This window comes from Plantactinospora sp. KBS50 (assembly GCF_002285795.1).
GTDB lineage: Bacteria > Actinomycetota > Actinomycetes > Mycobacteriales > Micromonosporaceae > KBS50.
Genome location: NZ_CP022961.1, coordinates 2,603,398 through 2,628,463, shown reverse-complemented (window position 1 = coordinate 2,628,463; position 25,066 = coordinate 2,603,398). Strand labels below are relative to the sequence as shown.

The window sequence follows — 25,066 nt, the reverse complement described above, 5'->3', positions numbered from 1 at the left end:
CCGGCCGGGCGGTCAGCTGACCGTCCATCCCCGCAACGCGGGCACGACGCGCACCGCGCGTTCGCACACGCGCTGCACGATGTAGTCGGATATCTCCTGCTCGGAGGCGACGGTGAAGACCGCCAGTTCCACGTACCCGGCGATGGCGCGGGCGTGGATGTGCCGGATGCCGTCGGCCCTCGTGGTGTTCAGCCAGAGCAGGTCCGCCAGTTCGCCGGCGGACAACGCGCAGTCGTGCAGCGGCGGCCGCAGCGCGATCCGGGTGAGCAGCACGGCACGCCTCCGCAACCGGGCCGACCCGGTCTGCGCGCCTGCCCCCTCCGAGCCGATCTCGGTGTGACGATCAGGAACTCCATCGGCCGGATCCGCGCAAGCCGTACCCGCAGCCGGCCCGGAGCCGGCGTGCGGTGGTCGCCCGACGGGCATGGGGGTGCCTCCCTCCGCTACGTCGTCCACCGTCGATGCGGTGGCACCAAGAGAGTGGGCGCTGCCGGTCGTGCCGTCACCCCTTCCCGCCGTGCCGGAACCGGCCGTGGCCGGTTCCGGCACGGCCGGAGGGTGGATTTCTCAGCCGAATAGTGCCGATGCGTTCCGGCAAACCCGTTTCAGCGCACGGGTGACCGTTTGCCCCCGGACGCCCGATCCACACCGCGGGTGACCAGCGTCTTGTGGCCCTGTGAGGCGGAAACCAGGGCCTTGCGTCGATGTCGAATTCAATTAATGTGATCAAGAGATCGACCAATGTGGAGGGCAGCGTGCTCGAACGGCTGGGGGTGTCGGCGACCGCCGAAGCCGTCTACTGGGCCATGCTGGACCACCCGAGCTGGGACATCGACGAACTCGTCGCGAGCCTCGACATCACCGAGACGGCCGTGCACGACGCGCTGGCCGCGCTGGCCGACCGGGCGCTCATCCTGCCCTCCCGCAGCCGCCCCGGATTCCTGCACGCGGTCAGCCCGCAGATCGGCCTGATCTCGCTGCTGGACCAGGCCGAGCAGCGGATGCTCGCCCAGCAGGCGGAGATCCAGGCGACCCGGGCCACCATCCTGGCCCGCGCCGCCAGCCGGGACACCACCCGCGAACGCGAGGAGGTGGTCCGGCTGGAGGGTCTCGACGTCGTCCAGGACCGGCTGGCCGAGCACGTCAACACCGCCTCGGAGAGCTTCATGACGCTGACCGCCAAGGCGATGCCGGCGGCGGCCATCGAGTCCGGCACGGTGCTGAGCCGCACGGCCCTGTCCCGGGGGGTCACGATCCGGCACATCTACCAGGAGAGCGTGCTGCGCGACGCCGCCTCCCGCGCCTACGCCGAGTCGATGGCCGGGTACGGGGAGGAGAGCCGGGTGGTGCCCGAGGCGCCCATCCGGATGACCCTCATCGACCAGCGGTTCGCCCTCCTGCCGATCGAGCCCAGTTCCGGGCGGGGGGCGCTGGAGATCCGTGGCAACGGCATGGTCGCCGCGCTGTGCCTGCTGTTCGACATGATGTGGGAGAGCGGCCGGCCGCTGGACACCTGCCCGGCCGGCGACGGTGACGAGCTGAGCAGCCAGGCGACCGCCGTGTTGCGGCTGCTCCGCCGGGGACGCACCGACGAGGCCATCGGCCGGCAACTGGGCCTCTCCGAGCGGACGGTACGCCGTACCGTGTCCGAGCTGATGAAGCGGCTCGACGCGGAGAGCCGCTTCCAGGCCGGCGCGGAGGCCGCGCTGCGCGGCTGGGTCTGACCGGGCGGGTGCAGCGGCCGCCTCCGCCGCTCCAGCCCGCCCGCGTCCGGGGTCGGTGTCAGTAGGCGACGGTGAACCGGGTACGCCGGTGGACCGGCTTGTCGATCTCGTCGACGAAGGCGATCGCGAAGTCCGCGCCGCCGATCGCCGAGTTGCCCTCGGCGTCGGTGACCAGGACATCGTCACCGGTGCGATAGCCGCCGGTGCGCTCGCCCGGGGCGTTCGCGCCGAAGTAGGCGGCGGGGCTGACGTAGAACCAGTCCGCCTCCGTGTCGGCGGCCCGCATCGCCGCGAGCACCCGGGCGTGTGAGCTGGCCTCGATCTTGAACTCGGCGGGGAACTGGGGCAGGTCGATCACGAGCGGCCCGTCCGGGGCCGACAGCAGGCTGCCGGCACCGCCGACCACGCCGAGCCGGGTGTCGTGTTCGGCGGCCAGGGCGAGCAGCCGGGGGACGAAGTTGATCAGGTAGGGCTTGTCGTCGGCCGCGCCGTGGATCGCGATGACGACCACGTCGGCGTCCGCGAACAGCCGGCCGATGAGGGCCTCGTCCTCGATCGAGCCGGTGCGCACCTCGACACCGGCGACGGGCTCGGCCGGGGCGTTGCGGCTGACCGAGATGACCCGGTGGCCACGGCTGAGGGCCTCGGCGGCGATGTGGCCGCCGGCGTAGCCGGTGCCGCCGATGATCGCGATTGTCGACACGGGGAAACCTCCGGAGAACGGTAACTGTAACTACGGTAGTTACGGCTAGCTCAAACTGTATCAGCCATAGTTACAGTTGCTACCCTGGCGGAGTGGCTACTCCGACGAACTCCCAGTTCTCGGTGGCGGTGCATCTGCTGAGCCTGCTGGCCCAGGCCGAGCCGGGGCAGATGCTGGATTCGGTCACCCTGGCGGCGGGGCCGGCCACCAATCCGGCCCACGTACGCCGCATCCTCGGCCGGCTGCGCACCGCCGGCCTGGTCTGCTCCCAGCAGGGCGCCCGCGGCGGCTGGTGGCTGGCCCACCCCCCGGCGCGGATCGACCTGGCCCAGGTCTGGCTGGCGGTCAACGGGGAGGATCCGCTGCTGGCCGTCCACGCGCCGGACGGCAGATGCCCGATCGGATCGCACCTGGAAGTCACCCTGCGCCGGCTGGACCGCCGCGCGTTGGCGCTGCTGCTGGAGGAGCTGGGCGCGGTCAGCATCGCCGACGTGGTGGCCGGCCTGGCGGTGCGGACCTGAGCCGAACGGTACGGACCCGAGCCGAGCCGTGCGGACCCGAACCGAATCATGCGGACCCGAACCGGCCCGCCGAGCCCGGCCGGGCTCGGCGGGCCGGCCCTCAGGCGCCGCGCAGGGTCGCGCCGTGCCGCCGGGTCGCCTCGGCCACCGCGGCGTCCCGGGCGGCCACCGCCTCCTCGGCGGTCAGCGTCCGGTCCGGCGCGCGGAACGTGAGCTTGTACGCCAGCGACCGGCGGCCCGCGCCGAGCTGCTCCGAGGCGTACACGTCGAACAGCCGGATCGATTCCAGCAGCTCCCCCGCGCCCTCGATGAGGGCCCGTTCCAGGTCGGCCGCGGCCACCGTGTCCGCCACCACCAGCGCCACGTCGATGAGCGCCGGCGGGTAGCCGGAGATCCGCGGCGCGGTACGCACCGGCGCCGGCGGCACCGCGTCCAGGTCCAGCTCCAGGGCGCTGGTACGCCGGGGCAGCTCCATGGTGGCCAGCACGGCCGGGTGCAGCTCGCCCGCGTACCCGACCACCCGGTCGTCGACCAGCAGCTGCGCGCAGCGGCCCGGGTGCCACGGCACCTGCTCGCCGGCCCGGACGGTGACCCGCCCGGCCGGGATGCCGGCGGCCTCCAGCACGAGCCGGCCGGCCTGTACGGCGTCGGCCCAGCCGGCCGGGCGGCCCGCCCCCCACCAGCCGGCCGGCTCGATCTCACCGGCCAGCACCACGGCCACGTGCCGGGGCTGCGCCGGCACCACCGCGTCGGCGGCGGCGAACTCGTCGGCGCTGGGCCGCTGCCGCACCCCCATGGCCGGCGGCGGGCCGGCGTCCGGGCGGGGCAGGAAGACCGGGCCGATCTCGTACAGGGCCAGGTCCCGGTGCCCTCGGCCGAGATTGCGGCGCAGCGCGGCCAGCAGCGGACCCAGCAGCGAGGTCCGCAGCAGCGGCGCGGTGTCGGCGAGTGGGTTGGCCAGCCGGACCGCGGGCCGTCGCGGGTCGTCCGCGGCCAGGCCGAGCTGGTCGGCCAGCTCCGGCGCCACGAACGGCCAGGGCACCACCTCGACGTATCCGCTGCCGGTCAGCGCCCGGCCGACGGCCCGGCGGCGGCGCTGCGCGGCGGTCAGCCCGCGGCCCGGCGGCGCCGGCGGAAGCACCCCGGGCACCTTGTCGTACCCGTCGAGCCGGACCACCTCCTCGACCAGGTCGACCGGGTCGGTGAGGTCGGGCCGCCAGCTCGGCGGGGTGACCGCGAGCGCCGTACCGTCCCCGGCGGCCATGGTGACCGAGCCCGGGTCCTCGGCCAGCCGGTCGGCGCCGGCCGCCACCTGGCAGCCGACCCGCTCCAGCAGCGCCACCACCCGGGCCGGCGGGTAGTCCACCCCGACCCGCCGGCCCGGCAGCCCGGCGTCCAGGCTGATCGGGGTACGCGGGCGCACCTGGTTCAGGTCGGTGATGCCCGGCTCGGCCGTGCCACCCCCGTACGTCGTGAGCAGCGCGACCGCCCGGTCCACGGCGACCAGCGGCAGCGCCGGGTCGACGCCGCGTTCCCACCGCTTCGCGGCCTCGCTGAACAGCCGGTGCCGGCGGGCGGTGCGGGACACCGTGACCGGGTCCCAGTGGGCGGCCTCGAAGAGCACGTCGGTGGTGCTCGGCACGACCTCGGAGGTCTCGCCGCCCATCACGGCGGCCAGCGAGACCGGCACCCCGGCGCCGGCGCCGGCGATCCCGTCCGGCAGCCCGGCGTCGCAGATCACCAGGTCCTCCGGGTCCAGCGCGCGGTCCACGCCGTCCAGCGTGGTGATCCGCTCCCCGGTGACCGCCCGGCGGACCACCAGCGCGCCGGCGAGCCGGTCCACGTCGAACGCGTGCATCGGCTGGCCCAGCTCCACCATCAGGTAGTTGGTGATGTCCACCGGCAGCGAGATGGTGCGGATGCCGGCCGCGGTGAGCCGGCGGGCCATCCAGTCCGGGGTGGGCGCGGCCGGGTCGACGCCGCGGACCAGCCGGGCGGCGAACCGGTCGCAGCCCACCGGGTCACGCACCTCGATCGGGTACGCCGGTTGCGCGGTGGCGCCCGGCGCCGGCACCAGCCCGGGGTCCCGGAACGGCACGTCGAAGGCGTGCGACAGCTCGCGGGCGATGCCCCGCACGGACAGCGCGTACCCCCGGTCCGGGCTGACCTCGACCTCGATCACCACGTCGTCCAGCCCGACCAGCGGGCGGGCGTCGTCGCCGGGCTTGCCCGGGGCCTCGGCCGGCAGCACCACGATGCCCGTGTGGTCCTCCCCCAGGCCCAGCTCGCGGGCCGAGCAGATCATGCCGTTGGAGTTGCGCCCGTACGTCTTGCGGGCGCCGATGGCGAACCCACCGGGCAGCACGGCGCCGGGCAGCACGACCACCACCCGGTCGCCCACCGCGAAGTTCCGCGCCCCGCAGACGATCTCCTGCGGTTCGCCGGTGCCGTTGGCGCCGCCGACGTCCACCAGGCAGAACCGGATCGGCTTCTTGAAGCCGGTCAGTTCCTCGATCTGACGTACCTCGCCCACCACCAGAGGACCGGCCACGGTCTCCCGCAGGTCCACGATGGACTCCGGCTCCAGGCCGAGGCCGACCAGGGCGGCGTCCAGTTCGGCGGTGCCCAGCTCGGCCGGAAGGTCGACGTACTCGCGCAGCCAGGACAGTGAAACGCGCATCAGTTCTCCACCAGTCTCCGTTGTCCGCCGGCCGTCAGGACTCGGCCCCGAGGGCGCGGCTGAACCGCACGTCGCCCTCGAAGAGATCCCGGATCTCGCTGATCCCGTGCCGCAGCATGAGAGTCCGGTCGACGCCCATGCCGAAGGCGAAGCCCGAGTGCACCTCCGGGTCGATCCCGCAGGCCCGCAGCACCCGGGGGTTCACCATGCCGCAGCCGCCCCACTCGACCCAGCGCGGGCCGTCGCGGTGCTCCGGGAACCACACGTCGAACTCGGCCGAGGGCTCGGTGAACGGGAAGTAGTGCGGCCGCCAGCGCACCCGGGCCGCCGCGCCGAACATCGTGCGGGCGAAGTGCTCCAGCGTGCCGCGCAGGTGGGCCATCGTGATGCCGCGATCCACCACCAGCCCCTCGATCTGGTGGAACACCGGGCTGTGCGTGGCGTCCAGCTCGTCGGTGCGGTAGACCCGGCCCGGGCAGACGATGTAGATCGGCGGCTGCCGGGTGAGCATCGTGCGCACCTGCACCGACGAGGTGTGCGTACGCAGCACCAGGCCGGCGTCGGCGGCGCCGTCCCTGCCGGCGATGTGGAAGGTGTCCATCAGGCCGCGCGCCGGGTGGTCCGGCGGGATGTTGAGGGCGTCGAAGTTCGCCCACTCCAGCTCGACCTCGGGGCCCTCGGCGATCTCGTACCCCATCCCCACGAAGAGGTCGGCCATCTGGTCCATCAGCACGGTCAGCGGGTGCCGGGCGCCGGGCGGCCGGCGGTCGTAGGGCAGTGTGACGTCCACCCGCTCGGCCACCAGCACCCGCTCAGCCTCGGCGCGGTCCAGTTCGGCCCGCCGGTCGGCGAAGTCCGCCTCGATCTCGCGGCGGGCCTCGTTGACCCGCTTGCCGGCATCGGCCTTGGCGGCCGGCGGCAGCGTGCCGATCTCGCGGCGGGCCAGCGACACGGGAGCCCGGTCGCCGAGATACTGGTGGCGCAGCGCGGTCAGCTCGTCCGGGTTCGCGGCGGCGGCGAAGGCCGCCCGGGCGTCCCGCACCGCGGCGGCCAGGGCCGCCGGGTCGAGCAGCGCGGCCTGCTTCGGGTCGTACGGGTCGTTGCGATAGGTCATGGCGTACGGGCACTCCCTCACGGCGGTCGCCGCCTCGACGGGCGGCGAAGCGAGTCTACGGACGCGCGGCGCGGCCGCTGCCCGCCGGTGGGAGGCGTGGAGGAGGAGTCGGGTCAGCCCCACCGCCCGCCGGAACCGGCGGGCCGGCTAAACGAACGCCGTGACGCGTCCATCATCACCGGGGCTTCCTCTCGACTCGAACCGTCGTCCGCGGCCGCCGCGCCCGCCATCCGGGGCGCCGGCTACCGCTGTGCTCTCGCGGAAGCGTACAGGCAGACGGCCGCCGCCGCAGCAAGGTTCAGGCTCTCGGCCCGCCCGTGCAGCGGCACCCGGACCCGCGCGTCGGCCGCGGCGGCGAGGTCGGCCGGCAGGCCGTGCGCCTCCGAGCCGAACAGCCAGGCCGTCGGCGCCGCCAGCGCACCGGCGTCGGCGAGGTCGTCCAGGTCGGTGTCGCCGTACCCCGTGGCGGCCAGCACCCGCAGCCCGGCGCCGCGGGCCGCGGCCAGCACCGCGGCGGGGTCGCCGGCCCGGACCACGTCGAGGTGGAACAGGCTGCCGGCCGAGGCCCGCACACACTTGCCGTTGTACGGATCGACCGCCTCGCCCGCGAAGACCACCGCCGCGGCGCCGGCGGCGTCCGCGGTACGCAGCACCGTGCCGGCGTTGCCCGGGTCGCGGATTCCGGCCAGCACGGCCACCAGCCGGGGTGGCCCGGCCAGGGCGGCGGCCAGCGGGACGTCCAGGCGCGCGCAGACCGCCACCAGACCCTGCGGGGCGACGGTCTCGGCCAGCGCCGCCAGCGCCTCGTCGGTCACCGCCGAGACGGGTACGCCGGCCTGCGTGGCCGCGGCGGCCAGGGCGGCGTACCGGTCCAGCGCCGCCGGGGTGCCGAACAGTTCGGTGAGTACGCCGGGCCGGGTCAACGCCTCCCGGACCGCCTGCGGCCCCTCGGCCAGGAACCGGCCGGTGGTCTCCCGGTCCCGGCGCCGGTGCAGCCGGCGGGCGGCCACCACCCGCGGGGTGCGTGGCGTGAACAACAGCGGCTCCCGTCCGCAGTCGGTGCCCGACTGCCGGCCCTCCAGGTGCGCCAACAGCGACGCGCCCTCCCCGGCCGCGGGCCGGGGAGGGCGTACCGAGCGGATCAGGCGGCCTGGGCCGAAGCGCCGCCGGTCCCCTCGGCCGCCACGGCGGCGCGAGCGACCTCGACGATCGCGGCGAACGCGGTGGCGTCGTTGACGGCGAGATCGGCGAGGATCTTGCGGTCAACCTCCACCCCGGCCAGCCGGAGGCCCTGGATCAGCCGGTTGTAGGTCATCCCGTTGGCTCGGGCGCCCGCGTTGATCCGGGTGATCCACAACTGCCGGAAGTCGCCCTTGCGGTCGCGACGGTCCCGGTAGGAGTACTGCATCGAGTGCAGCACCTGCTCCTTGGCCTTGCGGTACAGCCGGGAGCGCTGGCCGCGGTAACCACTCGCGGTCTCCAGCAGGGTACGGCGCTTCTTCTGGGCGTTCACAGCCCGCTTGACGCGTGCCATCTCAACTCCTTCGTGTCAGGTGGCGCGCGTCAGCGGCCCAGCAGCTTCTTGATTCGCTTGACGTCAGCCTTGGCCACCTCGACCGTGCCGGTCAACCGGCGGGTCCGGGTGGAGGGCTTCTTCTCCAGGTTGTGCCGCAGCCCGGACTGCTGGGCCACGAGCTTGCCGCGCCCGGTGACCCGAACCCGCTTGCCCGCACCCGTGTGGCTCTTCATCTTCGGCATGTGGAACGTCTCTCCCCTGTTACTCGCCGGTCCTGCCGGCGGGTTCGGCCGCTTCGGCTGCTTCGGCCGGGGGCGCCTCGGCGACGCCCGCCTCACGCTCCCGCCCGCCGCCGGCCCGGGCCGCCGACGCGGCGGCCTTGGTGGCCCGATGCGGAGCCAAAACCATGATCATGTTACGGCCGTCCTGCTTGGGCGCGGCCTCGACGTACCCGAGATCCGAGATCTCCGATTCGAGCCGGCGCAGGAGCCGGTAGCCCAGCTCCGGGCGGCTCTGCTCGCGACCCCGGAACATGATCGTCACCTTGACCTTGTCGCCCGCCTTGAGGAACCGGACCACGTGACCCTTCTTGGTCTCGTAGTCGTGCGGGTCGATCTTCGGCCGGAGCTTCATTTCCTTGATGACGGTCTGCTGCTGGTTGCGCCGCGCCTCGCGCGCCTTGAGTGCGCTCTCGTACTTGAACTTGCCGAAGTCCATGAGCTTGCACACCGGCGGACGCGCCATCGGCGCCACCTCGACCAGGTCCAGGTCGACGTCCGCGGCCAGCTGCAGGGCGCGCTCCAGCGGGACGATGCCCACCTGCTCACCCTCGGGACCGACCAGACGGACCTCTCGTGCCCGGATCTGATCGTTGACGCGTGGTTCGACGCTGATGGGGCCTCCTAATGTCGTACTCGCCAGGATGCGACCCCGGCGGCTCCCGGTGGGAGCCGGCCCGGAAAGCAGAAGGCCCCGGCGCATGCCGGGGCCCGCTCGACCGGTCCGGCGCGACGGATCGCGCCACCGGCACCCGGGACCCATGGCCCCGCGGCCGGTTGACCGGACCCGGCCACCGCGACGGTGACGGGGTGGGAGCAGGCGCTCCGCTTCGGTGCTGCCCGCCGAGGCGGGAACCCGCCCGGACGCCACCAGGGGCAGTTGGGCAGGCGACAGCATGGTCGACCTGGCAATACTAGCAGGCCGGACGACCGGGGTGCGAACCGCCCGTCGCCGGCGCGGCGTGCCGCTCGTGCAGGCGACGCAGCTCCCGGACCCCGGCCACCGCCCGCTCCTTGTCCGCGGCCTGCACGGCGAGCAACTGCACCGACTCGTCGTCGTACAGCTCCAGGCTGGCCCACGGCGAGCCACGACCGAACCGCACGGCCTTGACCACATCCCAGGGCAGGTCGTACGCGCCGATGATGTTGCGCACCCGCACCCCGCGGTCGTCGGCCTCGACCCGGGGCCGGGTGAACAGCAGGATGCCCAGCGCCGCCAGCACCCCGAGCCCCACCATGGCGAGCTGATCGCCCCGCTGGAAGGTCGCCCGGCCCTCGCCGGTGCTGCCGTGCAGCGAGGTCGCCACCGCGGTGAACACGATCAGCACCGCGGCGGCCGAGATCCAGCAGACCAGCCGGGCACGCAGCGGACGCAGTCGGACAACGTCGGGTTCGCTCACGCACCCCAGTCTGCCACCCGGCGACGGGCGCCCCGGCGCCCACCCGTATGGGCCAGGTCAGCCAGGTCGGCCAGGTCGTCACACACGGTGACCTCGCTGGAAGCGAGAAGACTTTTGCCGGCTATACCTGAGGGTCATATCTATGACCCTCAGGTATAGCCGCCACGACCCGCCGGAGCGGTGTCAGAGCCGGCAGGCGTGGATGTTCGTGACCAGGATCGCCCGCGCGCCCAGGTCGTACAGCTCGTCCATCACCCGGTGGATCTCCTCGCTCAGCACCATGGCCTGCACGGCGACCCAGCCCTCCCGGTGCAGCGGCGAGATGGTCGGCGACTCGATCCCGGGGGTCAGCGCGCTGGCCCGCTCCAGCAGGTCGGCCCGCACGTCGTAGGCCAGCATGACGTACCGGCGGGCCACCAGGACCCCGTGCAGCCGGCGGTCGAGCTGGTCCACCTGCGGGTTGGCCGGCGCGCCGAGCCGGCGGACCAGCACCGCGGTCGAGCGCAGGATCGGCTCGCCCACCACCACCAGCCCGGCCTGGCGCAGCGTGGCGCCGGTCTCCACCACGTCGGCGATCACGTCGGCGACGCCGAGCCGGACCGCGTTCTCCACCGCGCCGTCCAGCCGGATCACCTCGGCCTTGATCTGGTGCTCGGCCAGGTAGCGCTGGACCACCCCCGGGTACGCGGTGGCCACCCGCCGGCCGTCCAGTTCGCTGATCGAGGAGAGCGCCTCGGGCCGGGCGGCGAACCGGAAGGTCGCCGAGCCGAAGTTCAGGTCGAGGATCTCCTCGGCCGAGCAGCCCGCGTCGACCAGCAGGTCCCGGCCGGTGATGCCGAGATCGAGATCGCCGGAGCCGACGTAGGTGGCGATGTCCCGGGGACGCAGGTAGAAGAACTCGACCCCGTTGCCGCTGTCGCGGCAGACCAGGTCCTTGCTGTCGGTGCGCTGCTGGTAGCCGGCCTCGCGCAGCATCTTCGCGGCGGGCTCGGCGAGGGTTCCCTTGTTCGGTACGGCGATACGCAACATCGTCGGGTGCTCCTTGCTTGTCGTCGGTGGGGGACGGGCGGGGCACTCACAGATGTCGGTAGACGTCCTCCAGTCGCAGGCCGGTGGCCAGCATCAGCACCTGGGCCTGATAGAGCAGTTGCGAGATCTCCTCGGCGGCGCGCTCCGGCCCCTCATGCTCGGCGGCCATCCACGACTCGGCCGCCTCCTCGACGACCTTCTTGCCGATGGCGTGCACGCCGCGGTCCACCGCGGCCACGGTCGCCGAGCCGGGAGCGCGGGTGGCCACCTTGCTCTCCAGCTCGACGAACAGCTCCTCGAACGTCTTCACGGGCGATGATTCTCGCAGCCTGCGAATCAGCGGCCGAAACCGACCGGGCGGGCCGCGTCGGCGAGGCGGCGCAGCGTGACCGCCGAGTCCAGCGCGGCCACCGTCGCCGCCCAGCCCTTGTCCTCGGCCGAGCCGGGCAGTCCGGCCCGGTCCCGGGCCTGGTCGAGGGAGTCGACGGTCAGCACGCCGTGCGCCACCGGCTTGCCGGTGTCCAGCGCCAGCCGGGTCAGCCCGTCGGTCACCGAACGGCAGACCAGGTCGAAGTGGGCGGTCGAGCCGCGGACCACCACACCCAGCGCCACCACCACGTCACAGCGGCGGGCCAGCGCCTGCGCCACCACCGGCAGCTCCACCGAGCCGGCCACCCGGGCCACCACCACGTCCTGCGCGTCGCACGCCCGGGCCGCGGCGACCGCGCGCTCCACCATGTGATCGGTCAGCTCGCCGTGCCAGCGCGCGGCCACCACCCCGACCACCAGGCCGGTGGCGTCCACCGGTTCGGCGGCCGGTTCCCCGAAACCCGCCATCGCTATCCCCGCCCCTCGCTCGTGTCGTCCAACTCGCCCAGCAGATGCCCCATCCGGTCCCGCTTGGTACGCAGGTACCGCACGTTCTCCGGATGCGGCCGGACCGGCAGCGACTCGCGACCGGTGATCGTCAGCCCGTATCCCTCCAGCCCGGCCCGCTTGGCCGGGTTGTTGGTCAGCAGCCGCATCGAGCGCACCCCGAGGTCGTACAGGATCTGCGCGCCGGTGCCGTAGTCGCGGGCGTCCGCGGGCAGCCCCAGGTCGAGGTTGGCGTCCACGGTGTCCCGGCCGAGATCCTGGAGCTGGTACGCCTGGAGCTTGTGCAGCAGGCCGATCCCGCGCCCCTCGTGGCCGCGGACGTAGAGCACCACGCCCCGGCCCTCCTCGGCCACCCGGGTCAGGGCCGCGTCCAACTGCGGGCCGCAGTCGCAGCGCAGCGAGCCGAGCACGTCCCCGGTCAGGCACTCCGAGTGCACCCGGACCAGCACGTCGCGGCCGTCGCCCAGCTCGCCGTGCACCAGGGCGATGTGTTCCGCCGGGTCGTACGCGGCACGGTACCCGATCGCCCGGAACAGGCCGTGCCGGGTCGGCAGCCGGGCCTCGGCCACCCGCTCCACCTGCTTCTCGGTGCGCCGCCGGTAGGCGATCAGGTCGGCGATCGTGATCAGCACCAGCCCGTGCTTGCGGGCGAAGGCCGTGAGTTCCGGCAGCCGGGCCATGCTCCCGTCGTCGTTGGCGATCTCGCAGATCACCCCCGCCGGGGTCAGCCCGGCCATCCGGGCCAGGTCGACGGCCGCCTCGGTGTGCCCGGGGCGGCGCAGCACCCCGCCCGGTCGGGCCCGCAGCGGAAACACGTGGCCCGGCCGGGCCAGGTCGTCCGGGCGGGTGCCGCCGGCGGCGAGCAGGGCGATCGTGTGCGCCCGGTCGGCCGCGCTGATCCCGGTGCTGACTCCCGAGCGGGCGTCGACCGAGACGCTGAACGCGGTGCCGTGCCGCTCGGTGTTGTGCGTCACCATGTCGCCCAGGTGCAGCCGGTCCAGCGCGGCGCCCTCCATCGGCACGCAGAGCAGTCCCCGGCACTCGATCATGGTGAACGCGACAAGTTCCGGCGTGGCCAGTTCGGCCGCGAAGACGATGTCGCCCTCGTTCTCCCGGTCCGCGTCGTCGACCACCACCACCGGGCGGCCGGCCGCGATCTCGGCGACCGCCTGCTCGACCGAGCCGAACTCCGCACCCGAGCCGAACTCCGCACCCGACCCGGCCTCCGCACCCGACCCGGCCTCCGCGGGGACCTGCCCGCCGCGCCCGCTCATGCGACCGCCTCCGCGTACCGGGACCGGTCGCCGCCCGGTGCCAGGCGCAGCGCCCGGGAGGTGCGCCACCAGCTCACCAGCCCGGCCACGCAGAACAGGCCGTACCCGGCGTACATGGCGGCGGACGGGTAGAAGCCGCCGGCCAGCAGCAGCGGCAGGCCGACCGCGTCGACCGCGATCCAGATCAACCAGAACTCGACGTAGCCGCGGGCCATCCCGTACGTCGCCAGCAGGCTGCCGGTGAGGATCCAGGCGTCCGCCAACGGGCCCCAGGAGCCCAGCGCACGCAGCGTCGGATAGAACACGGCCATCGCCACCCCGGCTGCCGCGAGCAGCAGCAGGCGCTCCCGGCCGGTCGCCCAGCGCGGCGCCACGGGCGCGCCGTCCGGTGCGGCGTGCAGCCGGCGGATCCGGTTCCACCGCCACCAGCCGTACAGGCTCACGGCGAAGAAGAACACCTGCCGGCCCGCCTGGCCGTACAGGTCGACCTGGTACGGCGTGGCGAAGGCGCCGCCCAGGAAGACGGTGAACAGCAGACCGTTTCCGATCATGCCGACCGGCCACGCCCAGACCCGGCGGCGCATCCCCAGCAGCGCCGAGGCCAGGCCGAACACGTTGCCGACCACCTCCCGCCAGAGCACCGTCGAACCGGCGATCTCCAGCCGGGCATCCAGCAGCCAGCCGAGGAATCCCATCATGCCTCCCCGCCGTCGGACCGCTCGTTCAGCAGTCGCTCGACATACTTGGCGATCACGTCGACCTCGAGGTTCACCGGGTCACCGGCGGCCCGCGAGCCGAGCGTGGTCAGCTCCAGCGTGGTGGGGATCAGCCCCACCGAGAACCAGTCGGGACCGACCGCCACCACGGTGAGCGAGACGCCGTCGACGGTGATCGAGCCCTTTTCCGCCAGGTAGCGGGCCAGCCCGGCCGGCACGGTGAACCGGACGGTCTCCCACTGCTGGGCCGGTGTCCGGTCCAGCACGGTGCCGACGCCGTCCACGTGCCCCTGCACCAGGTGTCCGCCCAGCCGGCTGCCGAGGGTGGCGGCCCGTTCCAGGTTCACCCGGTCGCCCGCCGCCAGCGCGCGCAGCGCGGTACGGCGCAGCGTCTCCCCATCACGTCGGCGGTGAAGACGTCCCCGTCCACCCCCACCACGGTCAGGCAGACGCCGTTGACCGCGATCGAGTCGCCGTGCCGCGCGTCCGCGGTGACCACCGGGCCGCGCACCGCGACCAGCGCGGAGTCCTCGCCGGTGTCCGCCACCCGCACGATCGTGCCGAGTTCCTCGACGATGCCGGTGAACATCACTTCCCCCTCTGCCGGAGCACCGCGGTGATCCGTAGGTCGACGTCGACCCGCTCGACGTGGGTGATCTCCAGGTCGACCGCGTCGGCCAGGGTGTGCACGCCGGCGTCGCCGAGCGCGGCCGTGCCGGCGCCCAGCAGCCGCGGCGCCAGGTAGCCGACGACCCGGTCCACCAGGCCGACGCGCAGGAACCCGCCGGCCAGTTCCGGGCCGCCCTCCAGCAGCGCCGACCGGATGCCGCGCCGGTACAACTGCGCCAGCAGCCGGTGCAGGTCGACCCGGCCGTCCGGGCCGGCGCCGACCTGCGCCGTGGTCGCGATCCACGTCGCGGCCGCGGCGTCGCGGACCCGCGCGCCGGCCGGGGTACGCCCCTCGCTGTCGACCACCACCCGCAGCGGCTGGCGGATCGCCAGCGAACCGTCCCGCAGGTTGCGGACGGTCAGCCGCGGATCGTCGGCCAGCACCGTGCCGACGCCCACGATCACCGCGTCGCTGGCGGCGCGCAGCGCGTGCACGTCCATCCGGGCGCGCTCCGAGGTGATCCACATGCTGGTGCCGTCGGACGCCGCCGAGCGGCCGTCCAGGGTGGCGGCGTACTTCCAGGTCAGGTAGGGCCGGCCGCGCCGTACGGCGGTGAGCCAGGCGATGTTGCCGGCCTCGGCCTCGGCCGCCGCCGGCCCGAACTCGACCTCGATGCCGGCCGCGCGCAGCGTGTCGGCGCCCCCGCCGGCCACCGGATCGGGGTCCGGCACGGCGACGACCACCCGGGCCACCCCGGCCCGGATCAGCGCGCCGGTGCACGGCCCGGTGCGGCCGGTGTGGTCGCACGGCTCCAGGGTGACCACGGCGGTGCCGCCGCGGGCGCGGTCGCCGGCCTGCGCCAGCGCCACGATCTCGGCGTGCGGACCGCCGGCGTACGCGTGGAAGCCCTCGCCGACCAGTTGACCCGCGGAGTCGAGCAGGACGCAGCCCACGACCGGGTTGGGGCTGGTGGTGCCGAGTCCGCGGGCGGCCAGCACGATCGCGCGGCGCATCGCGTCGTCGATCGCTCCGCTGCGCATGCCGCCCTCGCTTCCGCTCGCCGGGTGCGCGGGCGGGGCGGAAACAGGCGGCGGCGGAGATCCGGCGGTCGGCACGGCCGACCCCGGGTGCCGGGGACGGCGGAGCCGACCCCGGGGGCCGGCCGGGCGGCGCGCAGCGCACGACCCGGAGACCCTCCGTCCCGCGCGCTGTCTCCCATCCGGACTGTCTGGGCGCGGGCATGCCCGCTCCCAACCGTCGGCCCCAGAGTCTCACCGGGTCCACCGGGCGGCCGAAGCCGACCGGGTCGCGGGCTTACCGTGGCCGCAGCCGCGGATCACCGCCGGTTCGGAATTACACCGAGTCCCGCCAGCGCGTGGTGGGTACGGAAGAAAGTCTTACACGCTGCGGCCGGCTGCGCGCCACCACAGCGACCCACCTCACAGCTGCCCGAGGGATCCTCGACCCGGTCTGGACCGGCGCTGCCCGGCACCGACCGGGCCGGACCTGCGGCCGCGCCCCGCTGATCGGACAAACCGGATGGGCGACCCGCAAGCCGGCGCCGGCTCAGCTCGTGCCGCGGCGCCGGTCCACGGCCACGTACGACCCCGGCTGGCCCTTGGCGACGGTCTTCATGTCCGAGGCCACGGCGATCGCCTCGAGCGGGTCGGTGATCCGCCGGCTCTGGTTGGACAGCGCCACGCCGATGGAGAGGGTCACCAGCGCGGCCCGCTGCCAGTGCCCCCGCCGGTCCTTCAGCTCGACGTACCCGCGCTCCCGGTCGGACTCGTCGTACAGTTCGTCGGCGGCCTTCTCGAAGTCCACCACGGCCCGCTCGGTCAGCGGGCGGACCTGCTCGGGAGCGCAGACGAAGACGAAGTCGTCGCCGCCGACGTGGCCCAGGAACGCCGGCGGCAGCGACACCGACACCACGGCGCGGTGCATGCTGCGGGCCAGCGCGCTGATGAACTCGTCGCCCCGCACGAAGCCGTACCGGTCGTTGACGCTCTTGAAGCGGTCGATGTCCACGTACCCGACGGCGTAGTCGACGCCGCCGCGCACCCGGTCGGTGATCTCCCGCCGGATCCGGCTGTTGCCCGGCAGGCCGGTCAGCGGGGACACCTCGCGGAACTCCTTGTTGCGCCGCAGCGTGGAGATCACCCGGGCCACCAGTTCGGCCGTGTCGAAGGGCTTGACCAGGTAGTCGTCCGCTCCGGTGGTCAGTCCCACGACCTTGTCCTGAGTCATCCCCCGCGCGGTCAGCATGATCACCGGCAGCACCGCGGTCATCGGGTCCGCCCGCAGCCGGCGGGTCAGCTCGACGCCGTCCATCCGGGGCATCATCAGGTCCACCACGGCCAGGTCGGGCCGCTGCCGCTCGATGACCTCCAGCGCGTCCTGCCCGTCGTGCGCGTGGATCACGTCGAACCCGTGCAGCCGCAGGTTGAACGCGACGAACCGGGCGATGTCCTCGTCGTCGTCGACCACCAGGATGACGTCCGGCCGCTCCGGCGGATCCGCGCTCACCGCAACCTCACCGTCGACTCCCCGGCCCTCAGGCCGTCACGCTCGCCCGCGCCGCCAGCCGGCGCAGTTCGGTCACGGCCGCCGCGGGATCCGCCGCGCCGTACACGGCGGTGCCGGCCACGAACGCGTCCGCGCCGGCCGCCGCCGCCTGTTCGATGGTGTCCGCCGCGATCCCGCCGTCCACCTCGATCCGCAGCTCCAGATGGCCGCTGGCGGCGTGCCGGCGGGCGGTGCGGACCTTGTCCAGCATCTCCGGCAGGAACCGTTGGCCGCCGAAGCCCGCCTTGATCGTCATGATCAGCAGCGTGTCGAAGCTGGGCAGCAGGTCGAGGTACGGCTCGATCGGGGTGTCCCGGTCGATCGCCAGCCCCGCCTTCGCCCCGGCCGAGCGCAACTCCTTGGCCAGCGCCACCGGCGCGTCGCACGCCTCGGCGTGGAAGGTCACGTTGTACGCGCCGGCGTCGGCGTACGCGGGCGCCCAGCGTCGCGGATCGGTGATCATCAGGTGCACGTCGAACGGCAACGACGAGACCGCCAGCAGGCTCTGCACCACCGGAAGCCCGATGGTGAGGTTGGGCACGAAATGGTTGTCCATCACGTCGACATGCAGCCAGTCCGCGCTCGACTCGACGGCCCTGACCTCGTCGGCCAGCCGGGCGAAGTCGGCGGCGAGGATGCTTGGTGCAACGATCGGTGTGCCCACCGCGCCAGTCTACGAACGCCGTCCATCCACCGGTGCACCCAGGCCGCACGGATCCCACTGCGCGGCGGCGACGCGGACGGCTGTGCGACGCTTACGGCTCGGCGGCCGGGCGGCGCTGGGCCGCCGCCCCCGCGGCCGGCCGACCGGCTAGTAGCATCGGCGGCTCCGCCATCGAGGTCCGCGGGAGGGCGAGCAGGGTGCCACGGAGGTTGGGCAGGGCAACGGCGTTGGCGCTGGCCGTCGCCGTCACCCTCGGTGCCTGCAACCGGCCCACCGGGCTGGACGCCGACCTCACCGACGACTGGGCCCCCGTCGGCCGACCCACCGTCTGGACGCCCGCGTCCGGCACCTGCCACGTGCGGGCCGGCGAAACCTCGGTGGCCACCTACCAGCCGATCGGCTGCGACCAGGAGCACCGGGCCGAGACCGTCCGGGTGGCCGCGTTCACCGGCGCCGTCGCGGAAGCGCCGGCCCCGCCGGCGGCCGGCTCGGCCGCCGTCCTGGCCGCGCACGACGCCTGCGACCGCGACGCCGCCCGGCTGCTCGGCGCGGACTGGCGCACCGGGCGCCTGGTGCTCACGCTGATCCTGCCCAAGGCGGCGGCCTGGGGCGTCGGCGCCCGCTGGTACCGCTGCGACCTGTCCGAGACGCGCAGCCTCGACGACGACACGGCGGTGGCCCGGACCAGCAGCCTGCGCGGGGCGCTCACCGGCGCGGCGCCGCTGGCCCACCGGTGCTTCCAGCCCAAGATGATCAACAATGACATCAACTTCATGGACCCGGTCGGGTGCGACCAGCCGCACCGGGCCGAGTTCGTGGGCGTGTACCGGGCCACCGAGGCGACCTTCGAGGCGTTCCGGCGCAACGACACCGGCACCCATCGCGCCTGCATGAGCCTGGTGGCCCGGTTCGCCGGAATCCCCGACGACGACGTGATCGGCGTGCGGGTCGGCTCGATCTACTACCACCCCGACGCGACCGCCTGGGCCGGCGGCGACCGCGGGGTGCAGTGCTTCCTGTGGATGAACGACCGCGACCTGACCCGCTCGGCCAAGGGCGGCGGCCCGAGCCTGCTGCCGGTGTCCTGAGCGGACCGACCGGCACACCGAGCGGACCGACCGGCACACCGACCAGTCCGGCCGGCACACCGGGCGAACCGCCCCGGTCACGCGCAGCGACCTGCGCGGCCGGATCGCGGCGGGCCGGCCCGGCGTACCGTATGCTCCTGCACCGGACCGGCTCCGGGGCGGGAGGTACGCGATGCGGCGCTGTCGGGCGGCGGCGCTGGCCGTCCTTGCGGTGCTGGTCTGCACCGCCTGCCGGGCACCGGCCGGAGTGGACCGCGACCTCACCGACGACTGGCCGGCGGTACCCGCGGCGCTGCCCTTCGTCCCCACGGCCGGCGCCTGCCACCCGGAACGCGGCGACGCGGGCGTCGCGGAGGAACGCCGGGTCGACTGCGGACAGCCGCACGACACCGAGACGGTGCTCGCGGGCACCCTGCGTGGTCCGGACGTCACCGCCGCGGCGCCGCCGGCACCGGGTTCGGCCGTGCTGCGCGACACCCGCGCCCGGTGCGACCGGGCGGCCAGCGCGCTGCTCGGCGGCGACTGGCACGGCGGCCGGTTGAACATGGACGTGCTGCTGCCGTCCCGGGACGCCTGGTCGAAGGGGGCCCGCTGGTTCCGCTGCGACCTCTACGAGACCTACCGGCTGGGCAGCGACAGCGGCATCCCGCGGCCCCGGGAGGGCAGCTTCGCCGGGGCGCTGCGCCCCGGCTCGCCGCTGGCGCACACCTGCTTCCGCAGCGAACGCTCCGGATCGCGGCTGACCTCGCTGGTCGCGGCGTCCTGCACGGCGCCGCACGACGTGGAGTTCGCCGGCGTCTACACCGCACCGGCGGGCGAGCCGCGCAGCACCATGTCCGAGGACCCCGACCGGGTACGGACCCGGTGCCGGGACGTCATCGCACGGTTCGCCGACGCACCGGCACCGGAGGTGGCCCGCCGGATCGGGCTGGCCTGGAGGCCGCCCAGCGGCCTGGACTGGCGCGACGGTGACCGCGGCGTGCTGTGCTTCCTGCTCACCAACCAGAAACTGAGCCGGTCACTGCGCGGCGCCGGCTCCGCCGGGCTGCCGCGCTGACCACAAGCGGCCCACCGGATCGAACGGCGGGCGGGCCGCGGACGGGCGGGCCGGGGACGGGCGGGCCGCCTCCGGCACAGCACCACAGTCGAACGGCGGGCGGGCCGGGGGCGGGCGGGCCGCCTCCGGCACAGCACCACAGTCGAACGGCGGGCGGGCCGAGGGCGGTCAGCCCGCCCCCGGCACAGCACCACAGTCGAACGGCGGGCGGGCCGGGAACGGTCAGCCCGCGTCCCGGCGCAGCACCGCCAGGAACATCGCGTCCGTGCCGTGCCGGTGCGGCCAGAGCTGCACCGTCGGGCCGTCCCCCAGCCCCGGCATGTTGGCCGGCAGCAACGGTCGCGCGTCGACGAAGTCGACAGGGATTCCGGAGCGGCGCGCCGACTCGGTGACCGTCACGTGCGTCTCCACCACGTGCGGGGAGCAGGTGACGTAGCCGACCACGCCACCCGGGCGGACCGCGCGCAGCGCGGCGCCGAGCAGTTCGCGTTGCAGCCGGGTCAGCGGCGGCAGGTCCGTCGGCTGCCGCCGCCACCGCGCCTCCGGGCGGCGGCGCAGCGAGCCGAGCCCGGTGCACGGCGCGTCGACCAGCACCCGGTCGAAGCCCCCCTCGGGCAGGTCCGGGTCGGACCCCACGGTCCGCCCGTCGACCGCGTGCACCGACACCGGCAGCCCGCGCACCGCCTGCTCGACCAGCCGGGCCCGGTGCTCGGCCACCTCGACCGCGGTCACCCTGGCACCGCGCTGCGCGGCGAGCGCGCCGAGCAGCCCGGCCTTGCCGCCCGGCCCGGCGCACAGGTCCAGCCAGCGCGTGTCCGGGCCGTCCAGCGGGGCCGCCAGCAACGCGGCGGCGACCAGCTGCGAACCCTCGTCCTGCACGTGCGCCCGGCCCTGGGTCACCGCCGGCAGTTCGCCCGGCGCACCGCCCAGCAGATAGACCGCGTACGGCGAGAAGGCGCCCGGCAGCCCGCCCGTCTCGTCGGCCAGCGCGACCGCGTCGGCGCGGCCCGGCCGGGCCGCCAGGTGCACCGGCGGCCGCTCGTTGTCCTCGATCAGCAACCGGGTGGTCTCGCCGATGTCCCCGTCGAGCGCGTCCAGGAACGCCCGGACGATCCACGCGGGGTGGCTGTAGGCCACCGACAGGTGCCCCACCGGGTCCGACTCGGCCGCCGGCGCCAGCTCGCTGATCCAGGACTCCAGGTCCCGCTCGGCGACCCGGCGCAGCACCGCGTTGGCGAACCCGGCGGCCCCCGGCGCCACGGCGCGGACCAGATCCACCGTCTCGGACACCGCCGCGTGCGCCGGCACCCGGGTGTGCAGCAACTGGTACGCCCCGAGCCGCAGCGCGTCCCGGGCCGGCGGGTCGATCCGCTCGACCTCCCGGCCGGCGGCCGCGGCCAGCACGGCGTCCAGGGTGCCGAGCGCGCGCAGCGTGCCGTAGGTCAGTTCGGTGGCGAACGCCGCGTCCCGGCCGTGCAGCCCGCGCTCGCGCAGGATGGCCGGCAGCACCAGGTTGGCGAAGGCGTCGTCCCGGTGCACCGAGGCGACGGCGTCGTACGCGGAGCGCCGCGCCGCGTCCACGCTCATGCCAGCGCCTCGCCGGAGCCGACCCGCACGCCCCGGGCCCAGTCGGCGGCCGGCATGGCGCGCTTGCCCGCGGCCCGCACCTCGCCCAGCGCGACCGGCGTGGTCGCGGTGCCGACCAGCACCCGACCCCGCTCCGCCAGCAGCGCACCGGGGGCCAACTGCGGCCCGTTGGCCACCAGGGTCACCGGCCCGAGCTTGACCCGTTCGTCGCGGAAGGTGCTCCAGGCGCCCGGTGCCGGGGTGCAGGCCCGGATGCGGCGGTCGATCGCGAAGGCCGGGTCGGACCACGGCACCCGGGCGTCCTCGACGGTCAGCTTCGGCGCCGTCGACACCCCGTCCGGCGGCTGCGGACGCGCGCGGGCCGTGCCCGCCTCGATCGCGTCCAGCACCGCCACCAGCAGGCCGGCCCCGGACCGGGCCAACCGGTCCAGCAGGTCGCCCGCGGTGTCGGTGGCGCGGATCTCGTCGGTGAGGGTGCCGAACACCGGGCCGGTGTCCAGGCCCTGTTCCAGTTGGAAGACGCTGGCCCCGGTGATCTCGTCGCCGTGCAGCACCGCATGCTGCACGGGCGCCGCGCCCCGCCAGGCCGGCAGCAGCGAGAAGTGCAGGTTCACCCAGCCGTGCCGGGGGATCTCCAGCGCGGCCGGCGGGACCAGCGCGCCGTAGGCCACCACCGGCACGCAGTCGACCGCCAGCTCGCCGAGCCGGGCGAGGAACTCCGGGTCCTGGGGACGATCCGGGGTGAGCACCTCGATCCCCCGCTCGTCGGCCCAGGCGCCGACCGGGGAACGGCGTACCCCGCGGCCGCGGCCGGCCGGGGCGTCCGGCCGGGTGACCACGGCCAGCAGGTCGTGCCCGGAGCCGGCGATGGCGTCCAGGGCAGGCAGTGCGACGGCCGGCGTACCGGCGAAGACGAGCCGCATCAGCTCACCGACCCAGACCGAAGGGGTTGGCCGGCCCGTGCGGGCTGAGCTTGACCACCGGCGGCGCCTCCCGGTCGTACCAGTCGGCCTGCCGGATGGCCCGCATCGCCTCCTTGCGGCCGGCGGGGTCGAGCCGGTCGACGAACAGCACCCCGTCCAGGTGGTCGGTCTCGTGCTGCACGCAGCGCGCCATCAGGCCGGTGCCGACGATCTGCACCGGGTCGCCGTACTCGTTGAAGCCCTTGGCGACGACGTTCTGCCGGCGCCTGGTGTCGAAGTAGAGCCCGGGGATGGACAGGCAGCCCTCCGGGCCCTCCTGCTCGTCCTCGTCGGGGAACTCCAGCACCGGGTTGATCAGGTGGCCCAGCACGTCGTCCACGTCGAAGGCGAAGACCCGCAGTCCCACGCCGAGCTGCGGCGCGGCCAGGCCGGCGCCGTTGCTCTCCCGCATCGTCTCGGTGAGATCGGCGACGAGCCTGCGCAGCTCGGCGTCGAAGTCGCGGACCGGATCGGCCGGCGTCCGCAGCACCGGATCACCGAAGAGACGGATGGGCTGGACGGTCACGCGAGGAGGCTCCTTCGGGCGGGCTGGCGCACGGTGCCGTACCAGTCTACGGACGCCCCGCGGCGGGCTGCCCGCGGACAGGGGCGGCCGGCGCCGCCGGATCGGCGGCCGGCGGCCGTCAGAACAGGTCGTGCGGATCCACCTGGATCCGGACCGGCTGGCCGGCCTTGCGCGCGGTCCGCACGCCGGCGGCGGCGTGCAGCGCCCGGGCCAGCTCCGCCGAGCCGGACCGGGGCACCCGCAGCAGCATCCGCTCGATCCCGTCGCCGGCGGGCACCGGCCCGAGCTGCTCGGTGCCGGCCGGCAGCCGCGCCAGCTCCAACAGGTCGTTCACGGCCGCCGGCGCGCCGGTGACGCTTGCCATCCGGACCGCCGGCGGGAAGCCCAGCTCCCGCCGTTCGGCCAGTTCCCGCCCGGCGGACCACGGCGCGTCCCAGCGCAGCAACGCCTGCACCGGGGCGAGCGCCCCGTCGGCCACGACCACCACCCGGCCGCCGGCACCGGCCGGCCGGGCCAGCGCCGCGGCGGCCATCCAGCGCCGCAGCGTCTCCTCGCCGGCCCGCAGGTCGGCCCGGGTGAGCAGCGCCCAGGCGTCCAGCAGCAGCACCGCGCCGTACCCGCCGGGCGCCACCGGCTCGGCGCCGGGCGTGGCGACCACCAGCGCGGGCTCCGCCGGGACCGCGGCGAGCACCTCCTCCCGGCCGGAGGTCCGCACGGTCGTGCCCGGGAAGGCCCGGCCGAGTTCCTCGGCGGTCCGCCGGGCGCCGGTCACCGCCGCCCGCAGCCGCCGGCCGCCGCACCGGGGACAGGCGTACGCGGCGTCCGGCCGGCCGCACCAGCGGCAGGCCGGCACCGACCGGGCGGACCGCAGCGCCAGCGGACCCGAGCAGTGCGCGCAGCGGGCCGGGGCGCGGCAGTCGGCGCAGGAGACCGAGGGCAGGTAGCCGCGCCGCGGCACCTGCACCAGCACCGGCGCCCCGGCCGCGAGCGCGGACCGGGCGGCCTCCCAGGCCACGCTGGGCAGCCGGGCCGACTCGGCGGCCGGGTCCCGGGCCAACTGCGGGTCGTCGCCGGTGGGCACCACCCGGGGGTCCGGGACCGCAGCCCGGCCCGGTCCGGTCCGAGTTGGACGGCCCAACCGGTCTCGACCAGCAGTTGCGCCTCGGCGCTGCGGGCGAACCCGCCGACCAGCGCCGCCGCGCCCGCATGGTGCGCCCGGGTCAGCAGCACCTCCCGGGCGTGCGGATAGGGCGCTCGCGGTTCGGCGTGCAGGTCGTCGCCGTCGTCCCAGATGGCCACCAGACCCAGCCGGTGCACCGGCGCGAACGCCGCCGCCCGGGTGCCGATCACCACGGGCACCGCGCCGCGGCGGGCGGCCAGGAACGCCCGGTAGCGCCGGGCCGGGCCGAGCGCCGCGGTCAGCGCCACGTGCCGGCCGGGGCCGAGCGCCGCGGTCAGCGCCGCGTCGAGCCGGTCCAGATCCCTGGCGTCCGGAACGACGGCCACCGCGCCGCGGCCGGAGCGCACGGCGGCGGCCAGCGCCGCGGCGTACCGGGCCGGCCAGTCCTCGCCGGCCAGCGCCGACCAGACGGCACGCGGCGCGCGGCCGTCGGCGAGCGCCGCCAGGAACGCCGGGCCGGCCGGGTACGCCCGCCAGCCCTCGTCCGCGACGGTCCCGGGTGCGGCGCCAGCGTGCTCGCCGGCGGTCGTCTCGGCGCCGGCGGTGGCATCGGCGACGGCGGTCGTCTCGGCGACGGCGGTGGCATCGGCGACGGCGGTCGTCTCGGCGACGGCGGTGGCATCGGCGGCGGTGGCATCGGGCGCGGTCGGGGCGGGCTCGCGCTCGACCCGGGCGTGCCGGGGCGGCACCGCGAGCCGGAGCACGTCGGCCAGGCCGCCGGCGTACCGGTCGGCCACCGCGCGGGCCAGCCGGACGATCTCGGGGGCCAGCACCGGCTCCGGGGAGACCAGCTTGTCCAGGTACGCCAGCCGGCCGCCGTGCGGCGACTCGGCGGCGCGCTCCAGCAGCCAGCCGTCGACAAGCTTCCCGGCGAACCGGACCCGCACCCGGGTGCCGGGCACCGCGGCGCCGGCCAGCTCGGCCGGGACCAGGTAGTCGAACGGCCGGTCCAGGTGGGCCAGCGGCACGTCCACGCAGACGCGAGCGACCGGCAGC

General features: G+C 75.0%; 24 protein-coding genes and 2 pseudogenes. 4 read left to right on the top strand and 22 right to left on the bottom strand.

What is annotated here, in order from left to right:
• Positions 1-12: 12 nt before the first annotated feature.
• Positions 13-273, bottom strand: a complete 261-nt coding sequence (locus tag CIK06_RS11710; protein WP_095564856.1) for a hypothetical protein — start codon at positions 271-273, stop codon at positions 13-15.
• A 533-nt stretch (positions 274-806) separates the two neighbouring features.
• On the opposite strand from CIK06_RS11710, the gene CIK06_RS11705 reads away from it, so the two are divergent.
• Positions 807-1,724 (top strand): helix-turn-helix transcriptional regulator, encoded by a 918-nt coding sequence (locus CIK06_RS11705; protein ID WP_095567747.1) that lies wholly within the window; start codon positions 807-809, stop codon positions 1,722-1,724.
• A gap of 58 nt (positions 1,725-1,782) precedes the next feature.
• Here CIK06_RS11705 and CIK06_RS11700 read toward each other — a convergent pair whose 3' ends face one another.
• Entirely contained in the window at positions 1,783-2,427 is a 645-nt protein-coding gene (locus CIK06_RS11700; protein WP_095564855.1) for an NAD(P)-dependent oxidoreductase, read from the bottom strand.
• 92 nt (positions 2,428-2,519) lie between these two features.
• On the opposite strand from CIK06_RS11700, the gene CIK06_RS11695 reads away from it, so the two are divergent.
• Positions 2,520-2,948: an Rrf2 family transcriptional regulator gene (locus CIK06_RS11695; RefSeq protein WP_095564854.1), complete on the top strand. Its 429-nt coding sequence runs from the start codon at positions 2,520-2,522 to the stop codon at positions 2,946-2,948.
• Positions 2,949-3,048: 100 nt separating this feature from the next.
• Here CIK06_RS11695 and pheT read toward each other — a convergent pair whose 3' ends face one another.
• From pheT to rpe, 16 genes and pseudogenes are all read right to left on the bottom strand, one after another.
• Positions 3,049-5,628, bottom strand: a complete 2,580-nt coding sequence (gene pheT, locus CIK06_RS11690; protein WP_095564853.1) for a phenylalanine--tRNA ligase subunit beta — start codon at positions 5,626-5,628, stop codon at positions 3,049-3,051.
• A gap of 34 nt (positions 5,629-5,662) precedes the next feature.
• On the bottom strand, positions 5,663-6,742 hold the full coding sequence (pheS, locus tag CIK06_RS11685; protein WP_095564852.1) for a phenylalanine--tRNA ligase subunit alpha: 1,080 nt from the start codon (positions 6,740-6,742) through the stop codon (positions 5,663-5,665).
• A 242-nt stretch (positions 6,743-6,984) separates the two neighbouring features.
• Entirely contained in the window at positions 6,985-7,782 is a 798-nt protein-coding gene (locus CIK06_RS11680; RefSeq protein WP_369916208.1) for a TrmH family RNA methyltransferase, read from the bottom strand.
• 101 nt (positions 7,783-7,883) lie between these two features.
• Positions 7,884-8,276 (bottom strand): 50S ribosomal protein L20, encoded by a 393-nt coding sequence (gene rplT / locus CIK06_RS11675; RefSeq protein WP_095564851.1) that lies wholly within the window; start codon positions 8,274-8,276, stop codon positions 7,884-7,886.
• 29 nt (positions 8,277-8,305) lie between these two features.
• On the bottom strand, positions 8,306-8,500 hold the full coding sequence (rpmI, locus tag CIK06_RS11670) for a 50S ribosomal protein L35 (protein WP_095564850.1): 195 nt from the start codon (positions 8,498-8,500) through the stop codon (positions 8,306-8,308).
• A gap of 19 nt (positions 8,501-8,519) precedes the next feature.
• Positions 8,520-9,182: a translation initiation factor IF-3 gene (infC, locus tag CIK06_RS11665; RefSeq protein ID WP_198348312.1), complete on the bottom strand. Its 663-nt coding sequence runs from the start codon at positions 9,180-9,182 to the stop codon at positions 8,520-8,522.
• Between the two features lie 268 nt (positions 9,183-9,450).
• On the bottom strand, positions 9,451-9,936 hold the full coding sequence (locus tag CIK06_RS11660; RefSeq protein WP_095564849.1) for a PH domain-containing protein: 486 nt from the start codon (positions 9,934-9,936) through the stop codon (positions 9,451-9,453).
• Positions 9,937-10,119: 183 nt separating this feature from the next.
• The gene (gene hisG, locus CIK06_RS11655) at positions 10,120-10,965 is read right to left on the bottom strand and encodes an ATP phosphoribosyltransferase (RefSeq protein ID WP_095564848.1); all 846 of its coding nucleotides are present in this window, start codon (positions 10,963-10,965) and stop codon (positions 10,120-10,122) included.
• Positions 10,966-11,011: 46 nt separating this feature from the next.
• Positions 11,012-11,275, bottom strand: a complete 264-nt coding sequence (locus CIK06_RS11650; protein WP_095564847.1) for a phosphoribosyl-ATP diphosphatase — start codon at positions 11,273-11,275, stop codon at positions 11,012-11,014.
• A gap of 26 nt (positions 11,276-11,301) precedes the next feature.
• The gene (gene ribH / locus CIK06_RS11645) at positions 11,302-11,802 is read right to left on the bottom strand and encodes a 6,7-dimethyl-8-ribityllumazine synthase (RefSeq protein ID WP_095564846.1); all 501 of its coding nucleotides are present in this window, start codon (positions 11,800-11,802) and stop codon (positions 11,302-11,304) included.
• A gap of 2 nt (positions 11,803-11,804) precedes the next feature.
• A complete protein-coding gene (locus CIK06_RS11640) occupies positions 11,805-13,115 on the bottom strand; it encodes a bifunctional 3,4-dihydroxy-2-butanone-4-phosphate synthase/GTP cyclohydrolase II (protein ID WP_095564845.1) in 1,311 nt (436 codons plus the stop codon).
• Positions 13,112-13,810, bottom strand: a complete 699-nt coding sequence (gene pnuC, locus CIK06_RS11635; RefSeq protein WP_095564844.1) for a nicotinamide riboside transporter PnuC — start codon at positions 13,808-13,810, stop codon at positions 13,112-13,114. The genes CIK06_RS11640 and pnuC overlap by 4 nt, the downstream gene beginning before the upstream one ends.
• Positions 13,810-14,420: pseudogene (locus CIK06_RS11630) on the bottom strand (riboflavin synthase). The gene pnuC and the pseudogene CIK06_RS11630 overlap by 1 nt, the downstream one beginning before the upstream one ends.
• Entirely contained in the window at positions 14,420-15,481 is a 1,062-nt protein-coding gene (ribD, locus tag CIK06_RS11625; protein ID WP_095564843.1) for a bifunctional diaminohydroxyphosphoribosylaminopyrimidine deaminase/5-amino-6-(5-phosphoribosylamino)uracil reductase RibD, read from the bottom strand. Before ribD ends, CIK06_RS11630 begins: the two are co-directional and overlap by 1 nt.
• A gap of 526 nt (positions 15,482-16,007) precedes the next feature.
• The gene (locus CIK06_RS11620; protein ID WP_095564842.1) at positions 16,008-16,967 is read right to left on the bottom strand and encodes a response regulator; all 960 of its coding nucleotides are present in this window, start codon (positions 16,965-16,967) and stop codon (positions 16,008-16,010) included.
• 28 nt (positions 16,968-16,995) lie between these two features.
• Entirely contained in the window at positions 16,996-17,670 is a 675-nt protein-coding gene (rpe, locus tag CIK06_RS11615) for a ribulose-phosphate 3-epimerase (protein WP_095564841.1), read from the bottom strand.
• A 209-nt stretch (positions 17,671-17,879) separates the two neighbouring features.
• On the opposite strand from rpe, the gene CIK06_RS11610 reads away from it, so the two are divergent.
• Complete coding sequence (locus CIK06_RS11610; protein ID WP_157756713.1) at positions 17,880-18,758, top strand: septum formation family protein; 879 nt, start codon at positions 17,880-17,882, stop codon at positions 18,756-18,758.
• Between the two features lie 172 nt (positions 18,759-18,930).
• Positions 18,931-19,815: a septum formation family protein gene (locus CIK06_RS11605; RefSeq protein WP_095564840.1), complete on the top strand. Its 885-nt coding sequence runs from the start codon at positions 18,931-18,933 to the stop codon at positions 19,813-19,815.
• 222 nt (positions 19,816-20,037) lie between these two features.
• Here CIK06_RS11605 and CIK06_RS11600 read toward each other — a convergent pair whose 3' ends face one another.
• The 4 genes and pseudogenes from CIK06_RS11600 to CIK06_RS11585 form a co-directional block, all read right to left on the bottom strand.
• A complete protein-coding gene (locus tag CIK06_RS11600) occupies positions 20,038-21,402 on the bottom strand; it encodes an RsmB/NOP family class I SAM-dependent RNA methyltransferase (RefSeq protein WP_095564839.1) in 1,365 nt (454 codons plus the stop codon).
• The gene (gene fmt / locus CIK06_RS11595) at positions 21,399-22,325 is read right to left on the bottom strand and encodes a methionyl-tRNA formyltransferase (RefSeq protein ID WP_095564838.1); all 927 of its coding nucleotides are present in this window, start codon (positions 22,323-22,325) and stop codon (positions 21,399-21,401) included. Before fmt ends, CIK06_RS11600 begins: the two co-directional genes overlap by 4 nt.
• Positions 22,326-22,329: 4 nt before the next feature.
• Positions 22,330-22,890, bottom strand: coding sequence for a peptide deformylase (gene def / locus CIK06_RS11590; protein ID WP_095564837.1), 561 nt, complete (start codon positions 22,888-22,890; stop codon positions 22,330-22,332).
• 118 nt (positions 22,891-23,008) lie between these two features.
• Positions 23,009-25,044: pseudogene (locus tag CIK06_RS11585) on the bottom strand (primosomal protein N').
• Positions 25,045-25,066: the final 22 nt, after the last annotated feature.